Source organism: Sphingomonas eleionomae, from assembly GCF_049889035.1.
In the GTDB taxonomy this organism is placed as follows: domain Bacteria; phylum Pseudomonadota; class Alphaproteobacteria; order Sphingomonadales; family Sphingomonadaceae; genus Sphingomonas.
In genome coordinates, this window is the sequence record NZ_JBLTWP010000002.1 from 766,340 (window position 1) to 782,553 (window position 16,214).

Sequence of the window (16,214 nt, forward strand, 5' to 3'; positions counted from 1 at the left end):
CCTCACCCTTCCGGGGCTACGCCCCTCCCTCCCTCTCCCGCAAGCGGGAGAGGGAAGGGGCCGGCCGCGAAGCGGTGGGAAGGGTGAGGGTCATTCGTGATGGACGGGTTTAAACCGGAGTCAGGGGTCCACTTCGGTATGGACGCGGCGCTTGACCAGGGTGAGGCCCAGCCAGACCAGGGCGAGGACGGCGGGCGTGGCCAGCGCCATCCAATAGGCAGCGCTGTGATCCTTGTCGCCGAACGGTTTCAGGACATAGCCGAGCAGGCCGAGGACATAATAGCTGAGCGCGAAGACCGAAAAGCCCTCGACCAGCTGTTGCAGGCGGACCTGAAGATCGGCGCGCCGGTTCATGTTGGTCAGGATCGCCTGATTCTGCCGTTCCAGCGCGAGACCCTGACGCAGACTGATGAGGTTGCAGGTGCGGGCGATCCGTTCGGACAGGTCGGTCAGGCGGCGCTCCGCCACTTCGCAGGTGCGGATCGCGGGCAGAAGGCGGCGTTCGATGAACTCGGTCGGGCCGGAATAGCCGGCAATGCGGGTTTCGCGGAGCGAATGGAGCCGGTCGAGCGTCAGCCGCTGATAGGCGAAGGTCGCGCCCATGCGGAACCGGATGGCGGCGGCGCGATCCTCCACTTCCGTCGCCAGCCGGGTGAGCGCGCCGAGCAGCGCCTCGTCATCGCCATCGGGCGCGGTGAGCGCGCGGGCGAGGGAGGCGTGGCGATCCTCCGCCTCGCTGAGCCAGGGGAGGAGGCCGCGCGCTTCGGGAAAGCCGAGCAGGGCGAGTTTCCGGTAATTGCCGACCTCAAGCAGCGTCTGGACAAGGCGCGCCGGCTCGTCATTGGCAAGGGCCAGATCCTCGATCCAGATGCGGCCCGCGCCTTCTGCCTTCAGCGAATAGTCGCTCCACACCCGCGCCGCGCCGTCAAAGACAAAGGCGCTGACCAGGCGCGATGGGTCGAATTGTGCAGGGTCGGGCGCCGGCGCGCCGCGCGGGGCGACCACCACCTCGATCGAGCGGAACACGGCGCCGGGCAGGCCATCCAGCCAGGGCGAATCGGGGATCAGGTCGTCGGCATCGTCCGACTGCAATTCGGTGATCGTCGCAAATTCGGTATGCTGTTCCCAGATGCGGGTGGCATCGCCGTCGCGCCGTTCGAACCGGCCCTTGTCCAGCGCCTCGGCAGGGGCGTCGATTCCGGCCAGCCAGTCGCGGGTCGCATCGCGCACCGGCCCGTTTTGCAACAGCAGCCATTGCCGCACGCGAAAGGGCGGTGCGACCAGGGGCAGCATGCGAAGGTGCATGAGTTCCGAAAAGGTGCGGCGCAGCGGATGTTCGGCATTGCCCCCGGTCATGCTGGCCGATCCCCCTGTGCCGCGCCCGGCCATGCCGGTCGTTTCGCCGTTGCCCTGTCTCCCCCTTTTGACACGGAAAGCCAAGCGGCGAATCCATCGGCGGGGCGAAGTTCGGGTTTGTCGCAGGGAAGGGGGCGGGCTATCCTGCCCGCCGCGCGGAATACAGGGAGCAGCGGCATGGCGACGCAATTCAGGCTGAACGGCAAATCCGTGGCGTGGGAGGGCGATCCCGATACGCCGCTGCTGTGGGTGCTGCGCGACGAGCTGGCGCTGACCGGCACCAAATATGGCTGCGGTATCGCCCAGTGCGGGGCGTGCACCGTGCATCTGGACGGCAAGCCGAAGCGGTCGTGCGTCACCCCGGTCAAGTTCGTCGGCGGGCATGACGTGACGACGATCGAGGGCGTTGCCGGGCCAGTGGCCGAAGCGGTGAAGGCGGCATGGACCGCAATCGACGTGCCGCAATGCGGGTTCTGCCAGTCGGGCCAGGTGATGAGCGCCATCGGCCTGTTGGCCGCCAAGCCCAAGGTGACGGACGAGGATATCGACGGGGCGATGGCGGGCAATATCTGCCGCTGCGCCACCTATGTCCGCATCCGTCAGGCGATCAAGGACGCCTCGGCAAAGCTGGGCGAAGGAGCGGCGGCATGAACGCGGTGACACCGACAAGGCGCGGGTTCCTGACCGGCGGGGCGCTGGTCTTTGGCATGACCCTGCCGATCGGCGGCAAGGCAGCGCGGGCAGCCGCTGGCCCTGCAGCGGCAGGGGCGATCCAGCCCAATGCGTTCGTCAAGATCGCCCCCGACAACAGCGTCACCGTCATCATCAAGCATATCGAATTCGGTCAGGGCCCGGCAACCGGGCTGGCGACGCTGGTGGCGGACGAGATGGATGCCGATTGGGGCCAGATGCGCGTCGAAATGGCCCCGGCCAACGACCCGCTCTACAAGAACCTGATGTTCGGTACGATGGGTACGGGCGGGTCGACCGCCATGGCCAATAGCTGGACGCAGATGCGCACCGCAGGCGCGTCGGCCCGCGCGATGCTGGTCGAGGCGGCGGCGCGGCGCTGGGGCGTGAAGGCGGACGCGGTCAGCGTGGCGAAGGGCGTGGTGAGCGCAGGGGCCAGGCGAGCGACGTTCGGCGAACTGGTGGCGGATGCGGCGAAGCTGACCCCGCCGGAAAAGCCGGTGCTGAAGACGCCGGAGCAATGGACGCTGATCGGCACCGACGTGCCTAAGATCGATACCGCGATCAAGACCGACGGGTCGGCGCGGTTCACCATGGACCTGAAACCCGGCGGCACGGTGCAGACGGCGATCCTGCATCCGCCCGCGTTCGGCGCGACGCTGAAATCCATGGACGATGCCGCCGCGCTGGCCGTGCCGGGCGTGCGCGCGGTCAAGGCAATTGCCAAGGGCGTCGTCGTCTATGCCGACAGCTTTCATGCAGCACAGCTGGGCCGCGCCGCGCTGACCGCCGAATGGGACATGGCCAAGGCCGAGACCCGGTCGAGCGAGGCGATGGCGCAAAGCTATATCTCGGCTGCCGCCAAGCCCGGCCGGGTGGTGGCCAAGGATACGCGCGGCGACCTGAACCAGACGGGCGTGCGCACGGTCGAGGCGACCTATGTCTTTCCGTTCCTGGCCCATGCACCGATGGAGCCGCTGGACGTGATCATCCACGCACAGGACGGCAAGGCCGATGTGTGGATGGGCAGCCAGTTCCAGGTCGGCGAGATGAAGGCGATCGGCGGCGTCCTTGGCCTGTCCCCCGACAAGGTGACGTTGCACCAGCAATATGCGGGCGGCAGTTTCGGGCGGCGGGCCGAGCCGGACAACGGCTTTGTCGTCGAGGCGGCAATGGCGGCCAAGGCATTTGGCCAGCCGGTGCCGGTCAAGCATGTCTGGACGCGCGAGAATGACATTCGCGGCGGGCGGTACCGGCCGCTGACCGTCCACAGGCTGACCGGCATGGTCGATGCCGCCGGCAATGTGGTGGGATGGGATCAGGTGATCGCTGCCCAGTCGTTCATGCTGCCGCCGCCGACCGAGGGTCAGGCCCAGGAGCGCGACGATGCCAGCATGTACGAGGGATCCGGCCCGGAAAACTATGCCATCCCGAACACGCGCCTGTCCTGTCACGTGATGCAGAACGGCGTGCCGACCCTGTGGTGGCGGTCGGTGGGTCATACCCATACCGCCTATGCCGGAGAGACGTTCATCGACGAATTGCTTGCCATCGGTGGCAAGGATGCGGTCGAGGGGCGGCTGGCCCTGCTGAAGGATGCGCGGGCAAAGGGCGTGCTGCTGCGGGTTGCCGAACGGTCCGGCTGGGGCCGGGCGCGGGGCGAGGGCCGGGCGCTGGGCGTTGCCGTGCACAAGAGTTTCGGCACCTATGTCGCTCAGGTGGCCGAGGTGTCGAAGGGCCAGAACGGCCTGCCCCGCGTGCACAAGGTGTGGTGCGCGGTCGATTGCGGCGTGCCGGTGAACCCCAATGTCATCCGCGCGCAGATGGAGGGCGGCATCGGGTTCGGCATCGGCCATGCCCTGTATGCCGAAGTGACGATTGCCGAGGGCGGCATGGTCGACCAGGGCAATTTCAACGACTACCGGAGCCTGCGCATCCACGAGATGCCGGAGGTGGAGGTGGATATCATCAAGTCCGGCGCCGATCCGACCGGAGTGGGCGAACCGGGCGTGCCGCCATCGGCCCCGGCGGTCGCCAATGCGTGGCGCAAGCTGACCGGACGGGCGGTGCGGCGGCTGCCCTTCATTCACAAGGATAATGCGGGAAGCGTGGCATGATGGGCGGGGCGAACAAGGCAGGCTGGGCCGTGCTGGCACTGGCGGCGATGACGGTGCCGGCGGCGATCTGGGCCAGCGGGGCGGCAGACGGCGAAGCGACCCTGAAACCGGCGGCGTCCTTTGCCGGCATCGCCAACCGGAACGCGCGTTCGGCGGCGATCTTTACCGAAATGGGCAAGGTGCTGCAGCACCCGCGCTGTGTGAACTGTCACCCGCGCACCGATTCGCCGCTGCAGGGCGATGAGGGCCGGTACCATATGCCGCCGGTCGAGCGCGGCAAGGACGGGCATGGCGTGGCCGGGATGGAATGTTCGACCTGTCACGGCCCGGAAAATGTCGCCTATGCCAATGGCACGGGCAGCATCCCCGGCTATCCCGAATGGCATCTGGCCCCGGCCAGCATGGCATGGGAGGGCAAGAGCCTGCGCGAGATCTGCGAGCAGTTGAAGGACCGGACGCGAAACGGCGGCAAGACGCTGGACCAGATCGTGACGCACAATGCCGAGGACGGGTTGGTCGGCTGGGGCTGGAACCCCGGCAAGGGCCGCACCCCCGCGCCGGGCACGCAGGCGCAGTTCGGCGAACTGACGCGGGCCTGGGTGGAAAGCGGCGCGAAGTGCCCGTCGTAAGGATCGCCCCTTACGCTGCGGTGCGGACCCGGTTCCGGCCCTCGCGCTTGGCAGCGTAGAGGGCGCTGTCGGCTTCGCGCACCAGATCGACCGGGGTCTGGCCCGGATGATGGGTGGCGAGGCCGCAGCTGATCGAGCAGAGCACCGCCGTGCCGCTGTCGTCATGGACGGGCGTGCGGGCAATGGCGGCGGCGATGCGTTCGCAGGCCATGCGTGCCGCCGACGGACCGCAGGCAAAGAGGATGACGAATTCGTCGCCGCCCAGCCGCCCGACCAGATCGTCGGGCCGGGTGCCGAGTTTCAGGCGATGGGCGATTTCCTGTAGCACCATGTCGCCGACCTGATGGCCGAAACTGTCGTTCACGCCCTTGAACCGGTCGACATCGATCAGGGCGAGGGTGAGCGGACCATCGGCATAGGCGGCCATGCGGTGCGTCAATTGCCGTTCGAATCCGGCGCGGTTGGCGATGCCGGTCAGGCCATCGGTTTCCGCCGCCTGGGCCAGCGCCAGTTCGCGGGCCTTGCGGTCCGAAATATCGCGGATGGTGGCGACGACGCCGAGCAGCACCGACTGTTCGCCGCGCACCGCCTTGAACGCGATTTCCGCCGTCGTCCCGGGCTGACCCGGCGGCATGATCTCGACATGCTGGACCTGATCGCTGGCCAGCGCGCGGGCCCAGGCATGACCAAGCAGGCGGCTGCGGTCAGGATCGAGCGCCATCACCGGCACGCCGGCAAGCGCATCGGCGGACAGGCCGAGCAACCCCTCTGTCGCGCCATGAGCCGACTGGCAGCGGCCGGTGGCATCGAAATCGAGCAGCACGTCGACCGCGTTCGCCATCACCAGTTTCAGGCTTTCCTTGCGCTGATACAGGTCGGCCAGCGTATCGGCGCGCGATCCGACAACCGCCGCGACGGGCAGGGTGGTGAGCGACAGGCAGAGCAGATAGACCTGAAGCGCGAACACCTGAAACCCCGGATTGCCGGAAATCGCCGGCAGCGGGCCATGGCCCCACAGGGTCGCCAGCGCGCCGATCACCGCGACGATCATGACGCCCGATTGCGCGCCCAGCCGCCCGGTGCGGAACGCGATCAGCAACAGCGGCACGAACGGCAGGAACAGGAGCGGGATGGGCGAGACGAAGAACACGCCATAGCTGACCGCCGCCATCAGCAGCATCAGACCCGCCCGGATGGCCTGTTCGCGCGCGCTGACCCACCATTCGCGGAACAGGTCGCCGGCAAACAGCCCCTGTGCAAAGGGTGTCAGTACGAGCAGGCCGAGCCCGTTGCTGAGGAACCATCGCTGGAATTGCAGCCAGAAGGCCTCGCCAAAGGCCAGGCTGGTCAGGCAGGCACCTGCCAGCGCGCCGAAGAATGGAGCGACAAGGCCCGCCCAGAGGACGAAGTGGCCGAGCATCCGGGCATCGGCCAGAAGCCCGCCCGCCCGCATCCGCCGCGACAGCATCAGCGCCGCAAACAGCACCTGTGCCATGTTGATGGCACCATAACAGGGGAGGACCGGCGCCCAGCCGCGCATGATCCAGTTGGCGACAAGATTGCCCAGCCATCCCGCGATCAGCAGGGCAGGCCATTTGGCCCGGCGGTGATTGAGCAGTAGCGCAAGGATGACTGCATCGGCCAGCCAGAGCGCAGCATGATCGCGCCCGTTGCTGGTCAGCCAGATGGTGCCGGCAGCGAGCAGGCAATAGGCCGCTCCGCCGCCAATCGCGACCATCATGTCCCGTGCCGAAAACCGAAACATCCCCATCCCGGCATTGGTTAGCGCAGCCGCAGTAAATGCATCGCTAAGCCCGTTGCGTATTTTCCCGTATCAGGCGGCCAGCGTTGCCTGTTCCCGTGCCGCCGTGTCGCGCCATTTCACCGGACGGAAGATCACTGTCAGCACCAGTGGCTCCTTGATGGCGGGTGCCGGGGCGAGCAGAAAGGCGTCGGGCGTGCAGCGATAGAGATCGTCATCCATTTCGCCCATCCCCTCTGTGATCGTGGTGGCGGGGGCGCCCTTTGGCAGGCCGTTATCGTCGAAATCGCTGACCCGGTGCCAGCTTGCATCCTCGATCTGCACCCATTCGGCGATGGCGCCAAGCTGAATGGCGGGGCTGAATTTGCCCGCCCCGATCGGCACGGCGATCCGGTACCAGCCATCGGCAGTGGGCCGGGCGGTAAAGGGCATCACCAGCTGTCCATCGGCGCTGGTCATGATGACGGGGATGTCCACGCCGCCCACCTCGAAATCCGAATTGCGGATGTCGAGCGCAAAGCGGCTGGCGGCGAACAGCGACAGGTTGAGCGGCAGGCCGAAGCTTTGCAGCTCGCCCGGAATGTACATCCGGCTGGTTTCGTTGATGTAGGAAAGGCCGCGACGGCGCAGGCCGGTTTCGGCATGGGTCCGGTCGACGAACTTCAGCATCTGATTGGTGCCCAGATTGACGTCCTGATCAAAGCTTTCGAACAGCTTTGCCTCTTCGCTCGTCGGCATGAAGAACAGGCGGGTCATCGCGGCGGCGGCCATGCGGGTGCGGGCATCGACCGTGTCGGATGCGGCGGGCGCGCGCTGGCCCAGCGACTGGTTCGCGGCATGGGCAAAGGCAAGCGCCCCGGCCTGAACCGCGTCGCGGGTGGCGTTCTGCTGCCCCTTGATATCCGCCTTTTCGCGGATCGGCGTGCCGTCGGCCTGGTAATCGATGGTCGATCCCTGCGCCACGTTGCACAGCTGTTCGGCGACCGCGACACAGGTGCCCAGCGCCTGGACCAGACGGAAATCATAGTTGCGGATGTCGACCATCCCGCGCTTGTCATAGCCGGTGAGCTGCTCCTCGCGCATGAACAGATAGCGTCCGGCGATGGTCAGTCCCATGCGGCTGGTCAGCATCGGCGTCAGGATGTTCTGGACCGTGCCGTTATAGCCGACATCGATCATCATCACCGCATCGCCATGTTCGACGCCGGCCCGCGCAAGGTGCGCGATCAGCTTGTCCGCGAACTTGTGCGTGCGGGTCAGGATTTTCCTACGCAGGGCGGGATTGCGGATCGCTTCGACGAAGGCGGGGCGCGGATCGACCCCCTTGACCAGTTTGGTGAAGGAACGGTGCTCGTTATCGAACAGGAGCAGGTTCCGCGCCACCGCCTCTGGCGGGATGCGGTTCAGCCATTCATGGACATAGGTGTCGATGGACGCATCGTCATGGATGCCAGCGCGCATCGAGACGAAGCGGCTGGTTTCGATGGGCTGGGCGCCATAATCGGGGAAGGTCGCGTCAAAGATCTTCCACGGCAGAAAGCCGTCGCGCATCAGGAACAGCGGCTTGACCCGCTTGCCGGTGCGGGCCGCCATCTCGTCAATCTCCTGCCGCAGCCACAGGGCAAAGGCGTGGAGCGAGGGGCCGAACACGTCGTGGCCAAGCGAATAGGCCGGGTCGGTTTCCTGGCGCATCGCAATGGCGGCGCGGTGCGGCTGAAGGATGGGGCGGCTGACGCGCATGGTCGGATCGACCATGGTGGCCGCCGCGCTTTCGAGGCGCAGGCGCTGTTCGGCCTGCTTGTCGAACTGGACGAGATGGGCGGCATGGATCCCGCGCTTGATCGCCGGGGCATAATCGGCGCGGGGATTGTCGCCGATGTGGAACATCTGGTCCGGGCGCAGGCCCAGTTCATCGAGCACGATGTCGAACAGCGTGCCCGCCTTGTGCGTGCCATAGGCGGACGAGACGAAGACGCGATCGACCAGCGCCAGCACGTCGTCTCCGGCGGCATGCGCGACCAGGCGGCGCAGCTGATCCTCGGTCAGGTACATGTCGGAGACAAGGATGACCCGAAGCCCGCGCGCCTTTGCCGCGCGCATCAGGTCGATGGTGGGGGCAAAGGCCCAGACATGGCGTTCCTCGGCCTGAAGCTCCGCCTCGATCAGCGCGTCGATCCGGTCCGGCGCGGCGTTGGGGAGCATCCGGCCGTAAATGTCGGGCATCACGATTTCGTCGCGCCCCTCGGCATTCTTCACGATCTGGCGACAGGCGGTTTCAGCCCAGAAGCGGGGCTCCAGCCCGCCGGCGATGCCCAGATCGGCCATCACGTCGCGCGGGGCATGGGTGTTGCGCCAAACCAGCGTATCCCAGCAATCGAGCGACAGCGTGGTCACGCCGTCCGGTATCCGGTCGATCAGGCCCGGCAGTTCATATCCGCGCACCTGAAGCTTCATTGCCATGGCCAAAAATCCCCTGTTGGCACACCAAGATCATGGTTGACGGTTTATTGACCGGAAGGGTTGGCAAATGGTTAACGCTGGCGGGCGCTTGTGGCGCGGGCGCCTGATGCTAGGATCGCGGGCATGAAATGGACGATGTTGGTGATGGCCGGCGCGCTGGCGCTGTTTCCCCGCCCCGCCGCAGCGCAGGATGCCGCGCCCGTCGCGCCGCCCGCGCCGACAGCCGGGGCGGACACCCGCCTGTTCGAACTGCGCATCTATTATCCCGAATCCGGCAAGCTGGCTGCGCTGAACGCCCGGTTCCGGGGCCATACGACCAAGCTGTTCGCTCGGCACGGCATGACCAACATCGCCTATTGGAACGATGCGCCGTCGGCAGACGCGCCAGAGGGCCGGGTCGTTTACGTGCTGGCCTATGCCGATCGGGCCAGCCGCGATGCAGCCTGGGTCGCGTTTGTCGCCGATCCCGAATGGCAGGCCGTGGCCAGGGCATCGGAAGCGAACGGCAAGCTGGTCCGCAGGGTCGACAGCATCTTCATGACGGCAACGGATTATTCGCCGCCGATCCGGCCGGAAAACTGACGCCGGGAACGGCGCAGCGGCTTGGCGGCCGCGGTCCGGATGGGTAGGACGCCCGCCGACCCACGGAAGGAAATTGGCATGAGCGGCTGGACGATCGGGATCATCGGCGGATCGGGGCTGTACGGCGTCGAGGGGGTCGAGGACGGCCATTGGGTGGAGGTGCATTCGCCCTGGGGCCAGCCGTCGGATGAGCTGTTCGTCGGTCGCATCGGCCATGTGAAGGTCGTGTTCCTGCCCCGGCACGGGCGCGGGCACCGGATCAGCCCGTCGGAGCTGAATGCGCGGGCGAATGTCGATGTGCTGAAGCGGCTGGGCGTGACGGACGTGCTGTCCATTTCGTCCGTCGGATCGCTGGCCGAGGACCGTGCGCCCGGCACGTTCACCATCGTCGACCAGTTCATCGACCGGACGCGGGGGCGTCTGTCGAGCTTCTATGGATCGGGCATGGTCGCCCATGTGTCGATGGCCGATCCGGTCTGTCCGCGCCTGTCCACGCTGGCCCGCGACGCAGCCATCGCGGCGGGCGCGACCGTGCATGACGGTGGCACGTGCCTGGTGATGGAAGGGCCGCAATTCTCGACGCGGGCGGAAAGCAACCTGTATCGCCAATGGGGTTGCCACGTCATCGGCATGACCGCGATGCCGGAGGCGAAGCTGTGCCGCGAGGCAGAGCTGCCCTATGCACTGGTCGGGATGGTCACCGATTATGACTGCTGGCGCGAGGGCGAGGAGGCGGTGGATGTCGCCGCCGTCATCCGCCAGTTGTCGGCCAATGCGGAAAAGGCACGGGCGCTGGTCGTGAACCTGATCCGCGCGCTGCCGGAGGTGCGGCCCGCCAGTCCCATCGACACCTGTCTGGACGCGGCGCTGATCACCGCACCGGAGGTGCGCGATCCGGAATTGCTGGGCAAGCTGGACGCGGTGGCGGGGCGGGCGCTGCGCTGAGGCTGTATTGCGGGGTTCGCTCGTCCTTCGACAGGCTCAGGACGAGCGGTTGCGGGCTGGATGCCTGACTGAGGCTGCGGGCCGGGGGCGTTACTTCGCCGGGGTCCAGATCTGGCTCTGGCAGAAGGGGCCCCAGCATCCCTTGACCTCAAGCCCGGCATTGGTGCGCTTGACGATCGACCGATAGGTCTTGCCGCTGCGCGGATCATAGATCTGGCCGCGCCAGTCGGCCTTGGCCGCGGTAAAGCCGGTCAGGATGTTCATCCCCTCGATCGGCCGGGTGCGCTTGGCCGGATCGGGATTATTGGTGTCCTTGGCGTTTTTCGGCGCCTTGGGATCAAGGATTTTGGCGATGCGGCCGCACAGCGACGTGCCGCAGGGCGCGATTTCGACCATGGCGTTGTTGCCCGGGGTCAGCCAGCGCCCCGTGATTGCCTGCGGGGCCGCCGCGACGGCCGGCGTGGTCAGAAGGATCGTCGCCGTCAGAATCGCCATGGCCCGCATGATGCACTCCCCAGAAGTTTCAGCGGGTTAGGCCAGCGGCTTGGGGCGGAATTGTGGCCGGGCGGGGAAAAATCGGCGCGGCCGGCGGTGCATCCTTCGACAGGTTCAGGATGAGCGGCACCGGGCCTGCTGCCAATCATCCGTGCTCCCGCTTTGGCGGAAGCACGGGGAGCGCCGCCCCGGCCCGAAGACCGGGGCGACAGCGTCAGCGATCAGGCCGCCAGCTTGCGCAGGACGTAGTGCAGGATGCCGCCGTTCAGGAAATAATCCAGTTCGTTGGCGGTATCGATGCGGCACTTGGCATGGAAGGTCGCGTTGGTGCCGTCCGCGCGGGTGACGATCACCTCGACATCCTGACGCGGCGACAGGGTGGCGACGCCGCGGATGGTGAAGCGTTCATCGCCCTTCAGCCCCAGCGTCTCGCGGCTGGTGCCCTCAGCGAACTGAAGCGGCAGGACGCCCATGCCGACCAGGTTCGAGCGGTGGATGCGCTCGAAGCTCTCCGCGATGACGGCGCGCACGCCCAGCAGGTTCGTGCCCTTTGCCGCCCAGTCGCGCGACGAACCGGTGCCATATTCCTTGCCAGCGATCACGACCAGCGGCGTGCCGTCGGCCTTGTGCCGCATGGCGGCGTCATAGATCGGCATGACCTCGCCATTGTAATGCGTCATGCCGCCTTCGATGCCGGGCACCATTTCGTTCTTGATGCGGATATTGGCAAAGGTGCCGCGCATCATCACTTCATGGTTGCCGCGGCGCGCGCCATAGGAGTTGAAGTCCGCCTTGGCCACCTGATGCGACTGAAGGAACAGGCCCGCCGGGCTGTCCGCCTTGATGCTGCCCGCCGGGCTGATGTGATCGGTGGTGATCGAATCGGCCAGGATGGCGAGCGGCTTTGCCTCGATGATGTCCGCGACCGGCGCCGGGGTCATCGTCATCCCTTCGAAATAAGGCGGGTTGGCGATGTAGGTCGAACCGGCGCGCCAGTTATAGGTGCCCGATCCTTCGACACTGATCTTCTGCCAGTGCGCGTCGCCGGCATAGACATTGCCATAGCGATTGCGGAACATCGCATCGTCGATGTTCGCAGCGACGGTCAGCGCGACCTCTTCATTGGTCGGCCAGATGTCCTTCAGATAGACGGGGCCGTTGGTGCCTTCGCCGATCGGGGTTTCGGTAATGTCCTCGGTCACCGTGCCCTTCAACGCATAGGCGACGACCAGCGGCGGCGATGCGAGGAAGTTGGCGCGCACGTCGGGCGACACGCGCCCTTCGAAATTGCGGTTGCCCGACAGGACGCTGGCGGCGACGATGTTGTTGCCGTTGATCGCCCGGCTGATCGGTTCGGCCAGCGGGCCGGAATTGCCGATACAGGTGGTGCAGCCATAGCCGACCAGGTTGAAGCCGACCGCGTCCAGTTCCGCCTGAAGCCCGGACTTGACCAGATAGTCGGTCACGACCTGCGACCCCGGTGCCAGCGAGGTCTTGACCCACGGCATCGGCTTCAGCCCCAGCGCGTTCGCCTTTTTCGCGACCAGGCCGGCGGCGACCAGCACCGACGGGTTGGACGTGTTGGTGCACGAGGTGATCGCGGCGATGACGACGTCGCCGTCGCCGATGTCATGGTCGCGGCCCTCGACCGGCGTGCGTTCGGCAGCGGCCTTTTTGTAGACGGCCGACAGGTCGCCGTTGAACACGTCATCGACATTTTCCAGGCTGACCCGGTCCTGCGGACGCTTTGGCCCGGCAAGGCTGGCGGTGACGGTGCCCATGTCGAGTTCGAGCGTATCAGTGAAGACGGGGTCCACCGCATCCGCCTCGCGCCACAGGCCCTGCGCCTTGGCATAACCTTCGACCAGCGCCACGGTCGCTTCGTCACGGCCGGTGAGGCGCAGATAGTCCATCGTCTTGCCGTCGATCGGGAAGAAGCCGCAGGTGGCGCCATATTCCGGTGCCATGTTGGCGATGGTCGCACGGTCGGCGAGGCTCATCGAATCGAGGCCGGGGCCGTAAAATTCGACGAAGCGGCCGACCACGCCCTTGGCGCGCAGCATCTGCGTGACGGTCAGCACCAGATCGGTGGCGGTGATGCCTTCGCGCAGCTTGCCAGTCAGCTTGAAGCCGACGACTTCGGGGATCAGCATCGAAACGGGCTGGCCCAGCATCGCGGCCTCTGCCTCGATCCCGCCGACGCCCCAGCCGAGCACGCCCAACCCGTTGATCATCGTGGTGTGGCTGTCGGTGCCGACACAGGTGTCCGGATAGGCGATGATCGCACCATCAGTGGCGGTGGAGGACCAGACGGCGTCCGCGATATATTCCAGGTTCACCTGATGGCAGATGCCGGTGCCGGGGGGCACGACCTTGAAATTGTCGAGCGCCTTCGACCCCCATTTCAGGAATTCGTAGCGTTCGGAATTGCGGCTGTATTCCAGCTCGACATTGTCCTCGAACGCCTTGGGCGTGCCGAATTCGTCGACCATCACCGAATGGTCGATGACCAGGTGGACGGGGACCAGCGGATTGATCTTGGCCGCATCGCCGCCCAGTTTGGTGATCGCATCGCGCATCGCCGCCAGATCGACGACGCAGGGCACGCCGGTGAAATCCTGCATCAGCACGCGGGCCGGGCGATACTGTATTTCCCGTTCCGGCGCGTTGGGGTTCTGCTGCCAGTCGACGATCGCCTGCGCATCGTCGGTCGTGACGGTCACGCCGTCTTCGAAGCGGAGCATGTTTTCCAGCAGCACCTTCATCGAAAAGGGCAGCCGGCTGATATCGCCCAGCTTTGCCGCCGCCTTGGGCAGCGAGAAATAGGTGTAGGTCTTGCCTGCGACAGTCAGGCTGTCACGGGTGCCGAGCGTATCCTGGCCGATGGCGGTCATGCGCGTCCTTCCAAAGTTCATTGTGCCGGGCGGCAGGGGGCGGCGGCTGGCCACCCGGTCCCTTGTCATCCACCGCCCGTGCAGATGGAGTCCTGTCTATGCCGGGCGGCGGATAGCAAGGGTTGGGGCGGCGGAAAAGCCCGTGATGGTGCATTGCGTTATTCATTCTGCCGTTCGCCCATCGAGCGCTGGATTTTCAAGTCGATTCGCGGCAGTCTTTGCAGCCGGGAGGTGGGATGTGGCCAGCTGGATCGACCGGATTACCGGCGCCAACCGCATCACGCGTGTCCTCGACGTGTGCCGGGAAGAAATCCTGGCGCGCGGGGCGGCGATGATCAGCTATCATTTTGCCGCCGCGTTCGGATCGCAGACCGGGGACAAGGTGATCCTTTCCCAGTTCGGGTTCCCCGAACCCTGGATCGAACGCTATCGCGACGCCGATTTCCGGCGTCACGATCCGGTGACCGAGTTCATCATGCAGGCCGGCCGGCCGATGCGGTGGGATGCGGCAACCGCGGCCCAGACGCTGGATGCGGATCAGCAGGCGTTTCTTGACGCATTCAGGGCGCTGGGGGTGCCCGCAGGCGTCGGCATCCCGCTGTTCGGGCCGAATGGCCGCGATGCCTATTGCGGGATCGGGTTCGACCGGGACCTGGTGCCGGATGACCGGATGATGATCGGCCGGATGGTGGCCATCGCCCAGATGGGCCATCGCCGTGTCGTCGAACTGCTGACCGACCGGGGCGAGGAGCCGGTGCGGGTATCCGCGCGGGAAAGCGAAGTGTTGCACTGGATGGCGCGGGGCAAATCCAATGCCGACATCGCGGTCATCCTGGGCCTGTCCCCCGCCACGGTCGATACGTTCGTCCGGCGCCTTTATGACAAGCTGGGCGTCAACGACCGGATCAGCGCGATCGTCCGCGCACTAAGCGAGGGGCTGGTGCGGGTCTGACGGCGCAGATCAATCCGCGAACGGATCGCGGACCAGGATCGTGTCCTGCCGTTCCGGGCTGGTCGAGACGAGCGCCACGGGGCATTGGATCAGTTCCTCGATCCGGCGGACATATTTGATCGCCTGCGCCGGCAGCTGTGCCCAGCTGCGCGCACCGGCGGTCGATTCGTGCCAGCCGGGCATGGTTTCATAGACCGGCTCCACCGCCGCCTGATCCGCGGCATGGGCGGGGAAATGGTCCAGCACTTCGCCATTCAGGCGATAGCCGGTGCAGATGCGGATTTCATCGAAGCCGTCGAGCACGTCGAGCTTGGTCAGCGCGATGCCGGTCACGCCGCTGACCGCGACGGATTGACGGACCAGCACGGCGTCGAACCAGCCGCAGCGGCGCTTGCGCCCGGTGACGGTCCCGAATTCGTGCCCGCGCACGCCCAGCCGCTCGCCGGTTTCATCCTCAAGCTCGGTGGGGAAGGGGCCGGAGCCGACGCGCGTCGTATATGCCTTTGCGATGCCCAGCACGAAGCCGACGGCCGACGGGCCAAGGCCCGATCCGCCCGCCGCCGTACCGGCGATGGTGTTGGAGGAGGTGACGAAGGGATAGGTGCCGTGGTCGATGTCGAGCAGTACGCCCTGTGCCCCCTCGAACAGGATCCGCTTGCCCGCCGCCCGCGCCTCGGCCAGCATTTTCCATACCGGACGGGCATAGGGCAGGACGAACCCGGCGATTTCCTTGAGCGCGGCGATCAGTTCGGCCCGGTCGACGGGCGCGACGCCAAACCCGGCGCGCAGTGCGTCGTGATGCGCGCACAGCCGGTCGAGCTGGGGATCCAGGCTGTCCAGATGGGCCAGATCGCACACCCGGATCGCGCGGCGGCCGACCTTGTCCTCATAGGCCGGGCCGATGCCGCGCCGGGTGGTGCCGATCTTGCCAGCGCCGCTCGCATCCTCGCGCATCGCATCCAGATCGCGGTGGAACGGCAGGATCAGCGCGCAATTGTCAGCGATCATCAGCGTATCGGGCGAAATCGCCACGCCCTGTCCGCGCAGCTTTTCCACCTCTGCCTTCAGCGCCCAGGGATCGAGCACGACGCCGTTGCCGATGACACTGGGCGTGCCGCGCACGATGCCGGAGGGGAGCAGCGACAGCTTGTACACGCTGTCGCCGACGACCAGGGTGTGGCCGGCATTGTGCCCGCCCTGAAACCGAACGACGACATCGGCGCGTTCCGCCAGCCAGTCGACGATCTTGCCCTTGCCCTCGTCGCCCCATTGAGCGCCGATCACTGCGACATTGGCCACGGCTGAGAACCCTTGTTCAGATGAAGGAAAACC

Annotated in this window: 12 protein-coding genes; 6 read left to right on the top strand and 6 right to left on the bottom strand. The window is 66.4% G+C overall.

Annotated elements, in window-relative coordinates; genetic code table 11:
* Positions 1-120: 120 nt before the first annotated feature.
* Positions 121-1,440 (bottom strand): DUF3422 family protein, encoded by a 1,320-nt coding sequence (locus tag ACNI3Q_RS07935; RefSeq protein WP_426275526.1) that lies wholly within the window; start codon positions 1,438-1,440, stop codon positions 121-123.
* 93 nt (positions 1,441-1,533) lie between these two features.
* Between ACNI3Q_RS07935 and ACNI3Q_RS07940 the strand changes: the two genes are divergently transcribed.
* Genes ACNI3Q_RS07940 through ACNI3Q_RS07950 form a run of 3 tightly spaced genes read left to right on the top strand, consistent with a single transcriptional unit; the run spans position 1,534 to position 4,792 of the window.
* Positions 1,534-2,007: a (2Fe-2S)-binding protein gene (locus ACNI3Q_RS07940; protein WP_426275528.1), complete on the top strand. Its 474-nt coding sequence runs from the start codon at positions 1,534-1,536 to the stop codon at positions 2,005-2,007.
* Positions 2,004-4,163 carry a xanthine dehydrogenase family protein molybdopterin-binding subunit gene (locus tag ACNI3Q_RS07945; protein WP_426275529.1) on the top strand — a complete coding sequence of 720 codons (2,160 nt, stop codon included), beginning with the start codon at positions 2,004-2,006 and terminating at the stop codon, positions 4,161-4,163. The genes ACNI3Q_RS07940 and ACNI3Q_RS07945 overlap by 4 nt, the downstream gene beginning before the upstream one ends.
* Positions 4,160-4,792: an Isoquinoline 1-oxidoreductase subunit gene (locus ACNI3Q_RS07950; protein ID WP_426275531.1), complete on the top strand. Its 633-nt coding sequence runs from the start codon at positions 4,160-4,162 to the stop codon at positions 4,790-4,792. The genes ACNI3Q_RS07945 and ACNI3Q_RS07950 overlap by 4 nt, the downstream gene beginning before the upstream one ends.
* A gap of 10 nt (positions 4,793-4,802) precedes the next feature.
* Here ACNI3Q_RS07950 and ACNI3Q_RS07955 read toward each other — a convergent pair whose 3' ends face one another.
* Together ACNI3Q_RS07955 and ACNI3Q_RS07960 are read right to left on the bottom strand one after the other, a co-directional pair.
* Positions 4,803-6,563, bottom strand: a complete 1,761-nt coding sequence (locus ACNI3Q_RS07955) for a sensor domain-containing diguanylate cyclase (RefSeq protein ID WP_426275533.1) — start codon at positions 6,561-6,563, stop codon at positions 4,803-4,805.
* A 63-nt stretch (positions 6,564-6,626) separates the two neighbouring features.
* The gene (locus ACNI3Q_RS07960; protein ID WP_426275535.1) at positions 6,627-9,014 is read right to left on the bottom strand and encodes an HAD family hydrolase; all 2,388 of its coding nucleotides are present in this window, start codon (positions 9,012-9,014) and stop codon (positions 6,627-6,629) included.
* A 123-nt stretch (positions 9,015-9,137) separates the two neighbouring features.
* On the opposite strand from ACNI3Q_RS07960, the gene ACNI3Q_RS07965 reads away from it, so the two are divergent.
* Positions 9,138-9,596 carry an NIPSNAP family protein gene (locus ACNI3Q_RS07965; protein ID WP_426275537.1) on the top strand — a complete coding sequence of 153 codons (459 nt, stop codon included), beginning with the start codon at positions 9,138-9,140 and terminating at the stop codon, positions 9,594-9,596.
* Positions 9,597-9,674: 78 nt separating this feature from the next.
* Complete coding sequence (gene mtnP / locus ACNI3Q_RS07970; RefSeq protein ID WP_426275539.1) at positions 9,675-10,541, top strand: S-methyl-5'-thioadenosine phosphorylase; 867 nt, start codon at positions 9,675-9,677, stop codon at positions 10,539-10,541.
* 90 nt (positions 10,542-10,631) lie between these two features.
* On the opposite strand, the gene ACNI3Q_RS07975 is transcribed toward mtnP, so the two are convergent.
* Together ACNI3Q_RS07975 and acnA are read right to left on the bottom strand one after the other, a co-directional pair.
* Complete coding sequence (locus ACNI3Q_RS07975) at positions 10,632-11,036, bottom strand: DUF2147 domain-containing protein (RefSeq protein WP_426275541.1); 405 nt, start codon at positions 11,034-11,036, stop codon at positions 10,632-10,634.
* A gap of 221 nt (positions 11,037-11,257) precedes the next feature.
* Positions 11,258-13,930, bottom strand: coding sequence for an aconitate hydratase AcnA (gene acnA, locus ACNI3Q_RS07980; RefSeq protein ID WP_426275543.1), 2,673 nt, complete (start codon positions 13,928-13,930; stop codon positions 11,258-11,260).
* A 238-nt stretch (positions 13,931-14,168) separates the two neighbouring features.
* On the opposite strand from acnA, the gene ACNI3Q_RS07985 reads away from it, so the two are divergent.
* Positions 14,169-14,882: a helix-turn-helix transcriptional regulator gene (locus tag ACNI3Q_RS07985; protein ID WP_426275545.1), complete on the top strand. Its 714-nt coding sequence runs from the start codon at positions 14,169-14,171 to the stop codon at positions 14,880-14,882.
* 9 nt (positions 14,883-14,891) lie between these two features.
* Here the strand turns inward: ACNI3Q_RS07985 and ACNI3Q_RS07990 are convergent, their stop codons facing one another.
* Positions 14,892-16,181: an adenylosuccinate synthase gene (locus tag ACNI3Q_RS07990; RefSeq protein WP_426275547.1), complete on the bottom strand. Its 1,290-nt coding sequence runs from the start codon at positions 16,179-16,181 to the stop codon at positions 14,892-14,894.
* Between the last annotated feature and the right edge of the window lie 33 nt (positions 16,182-16,214).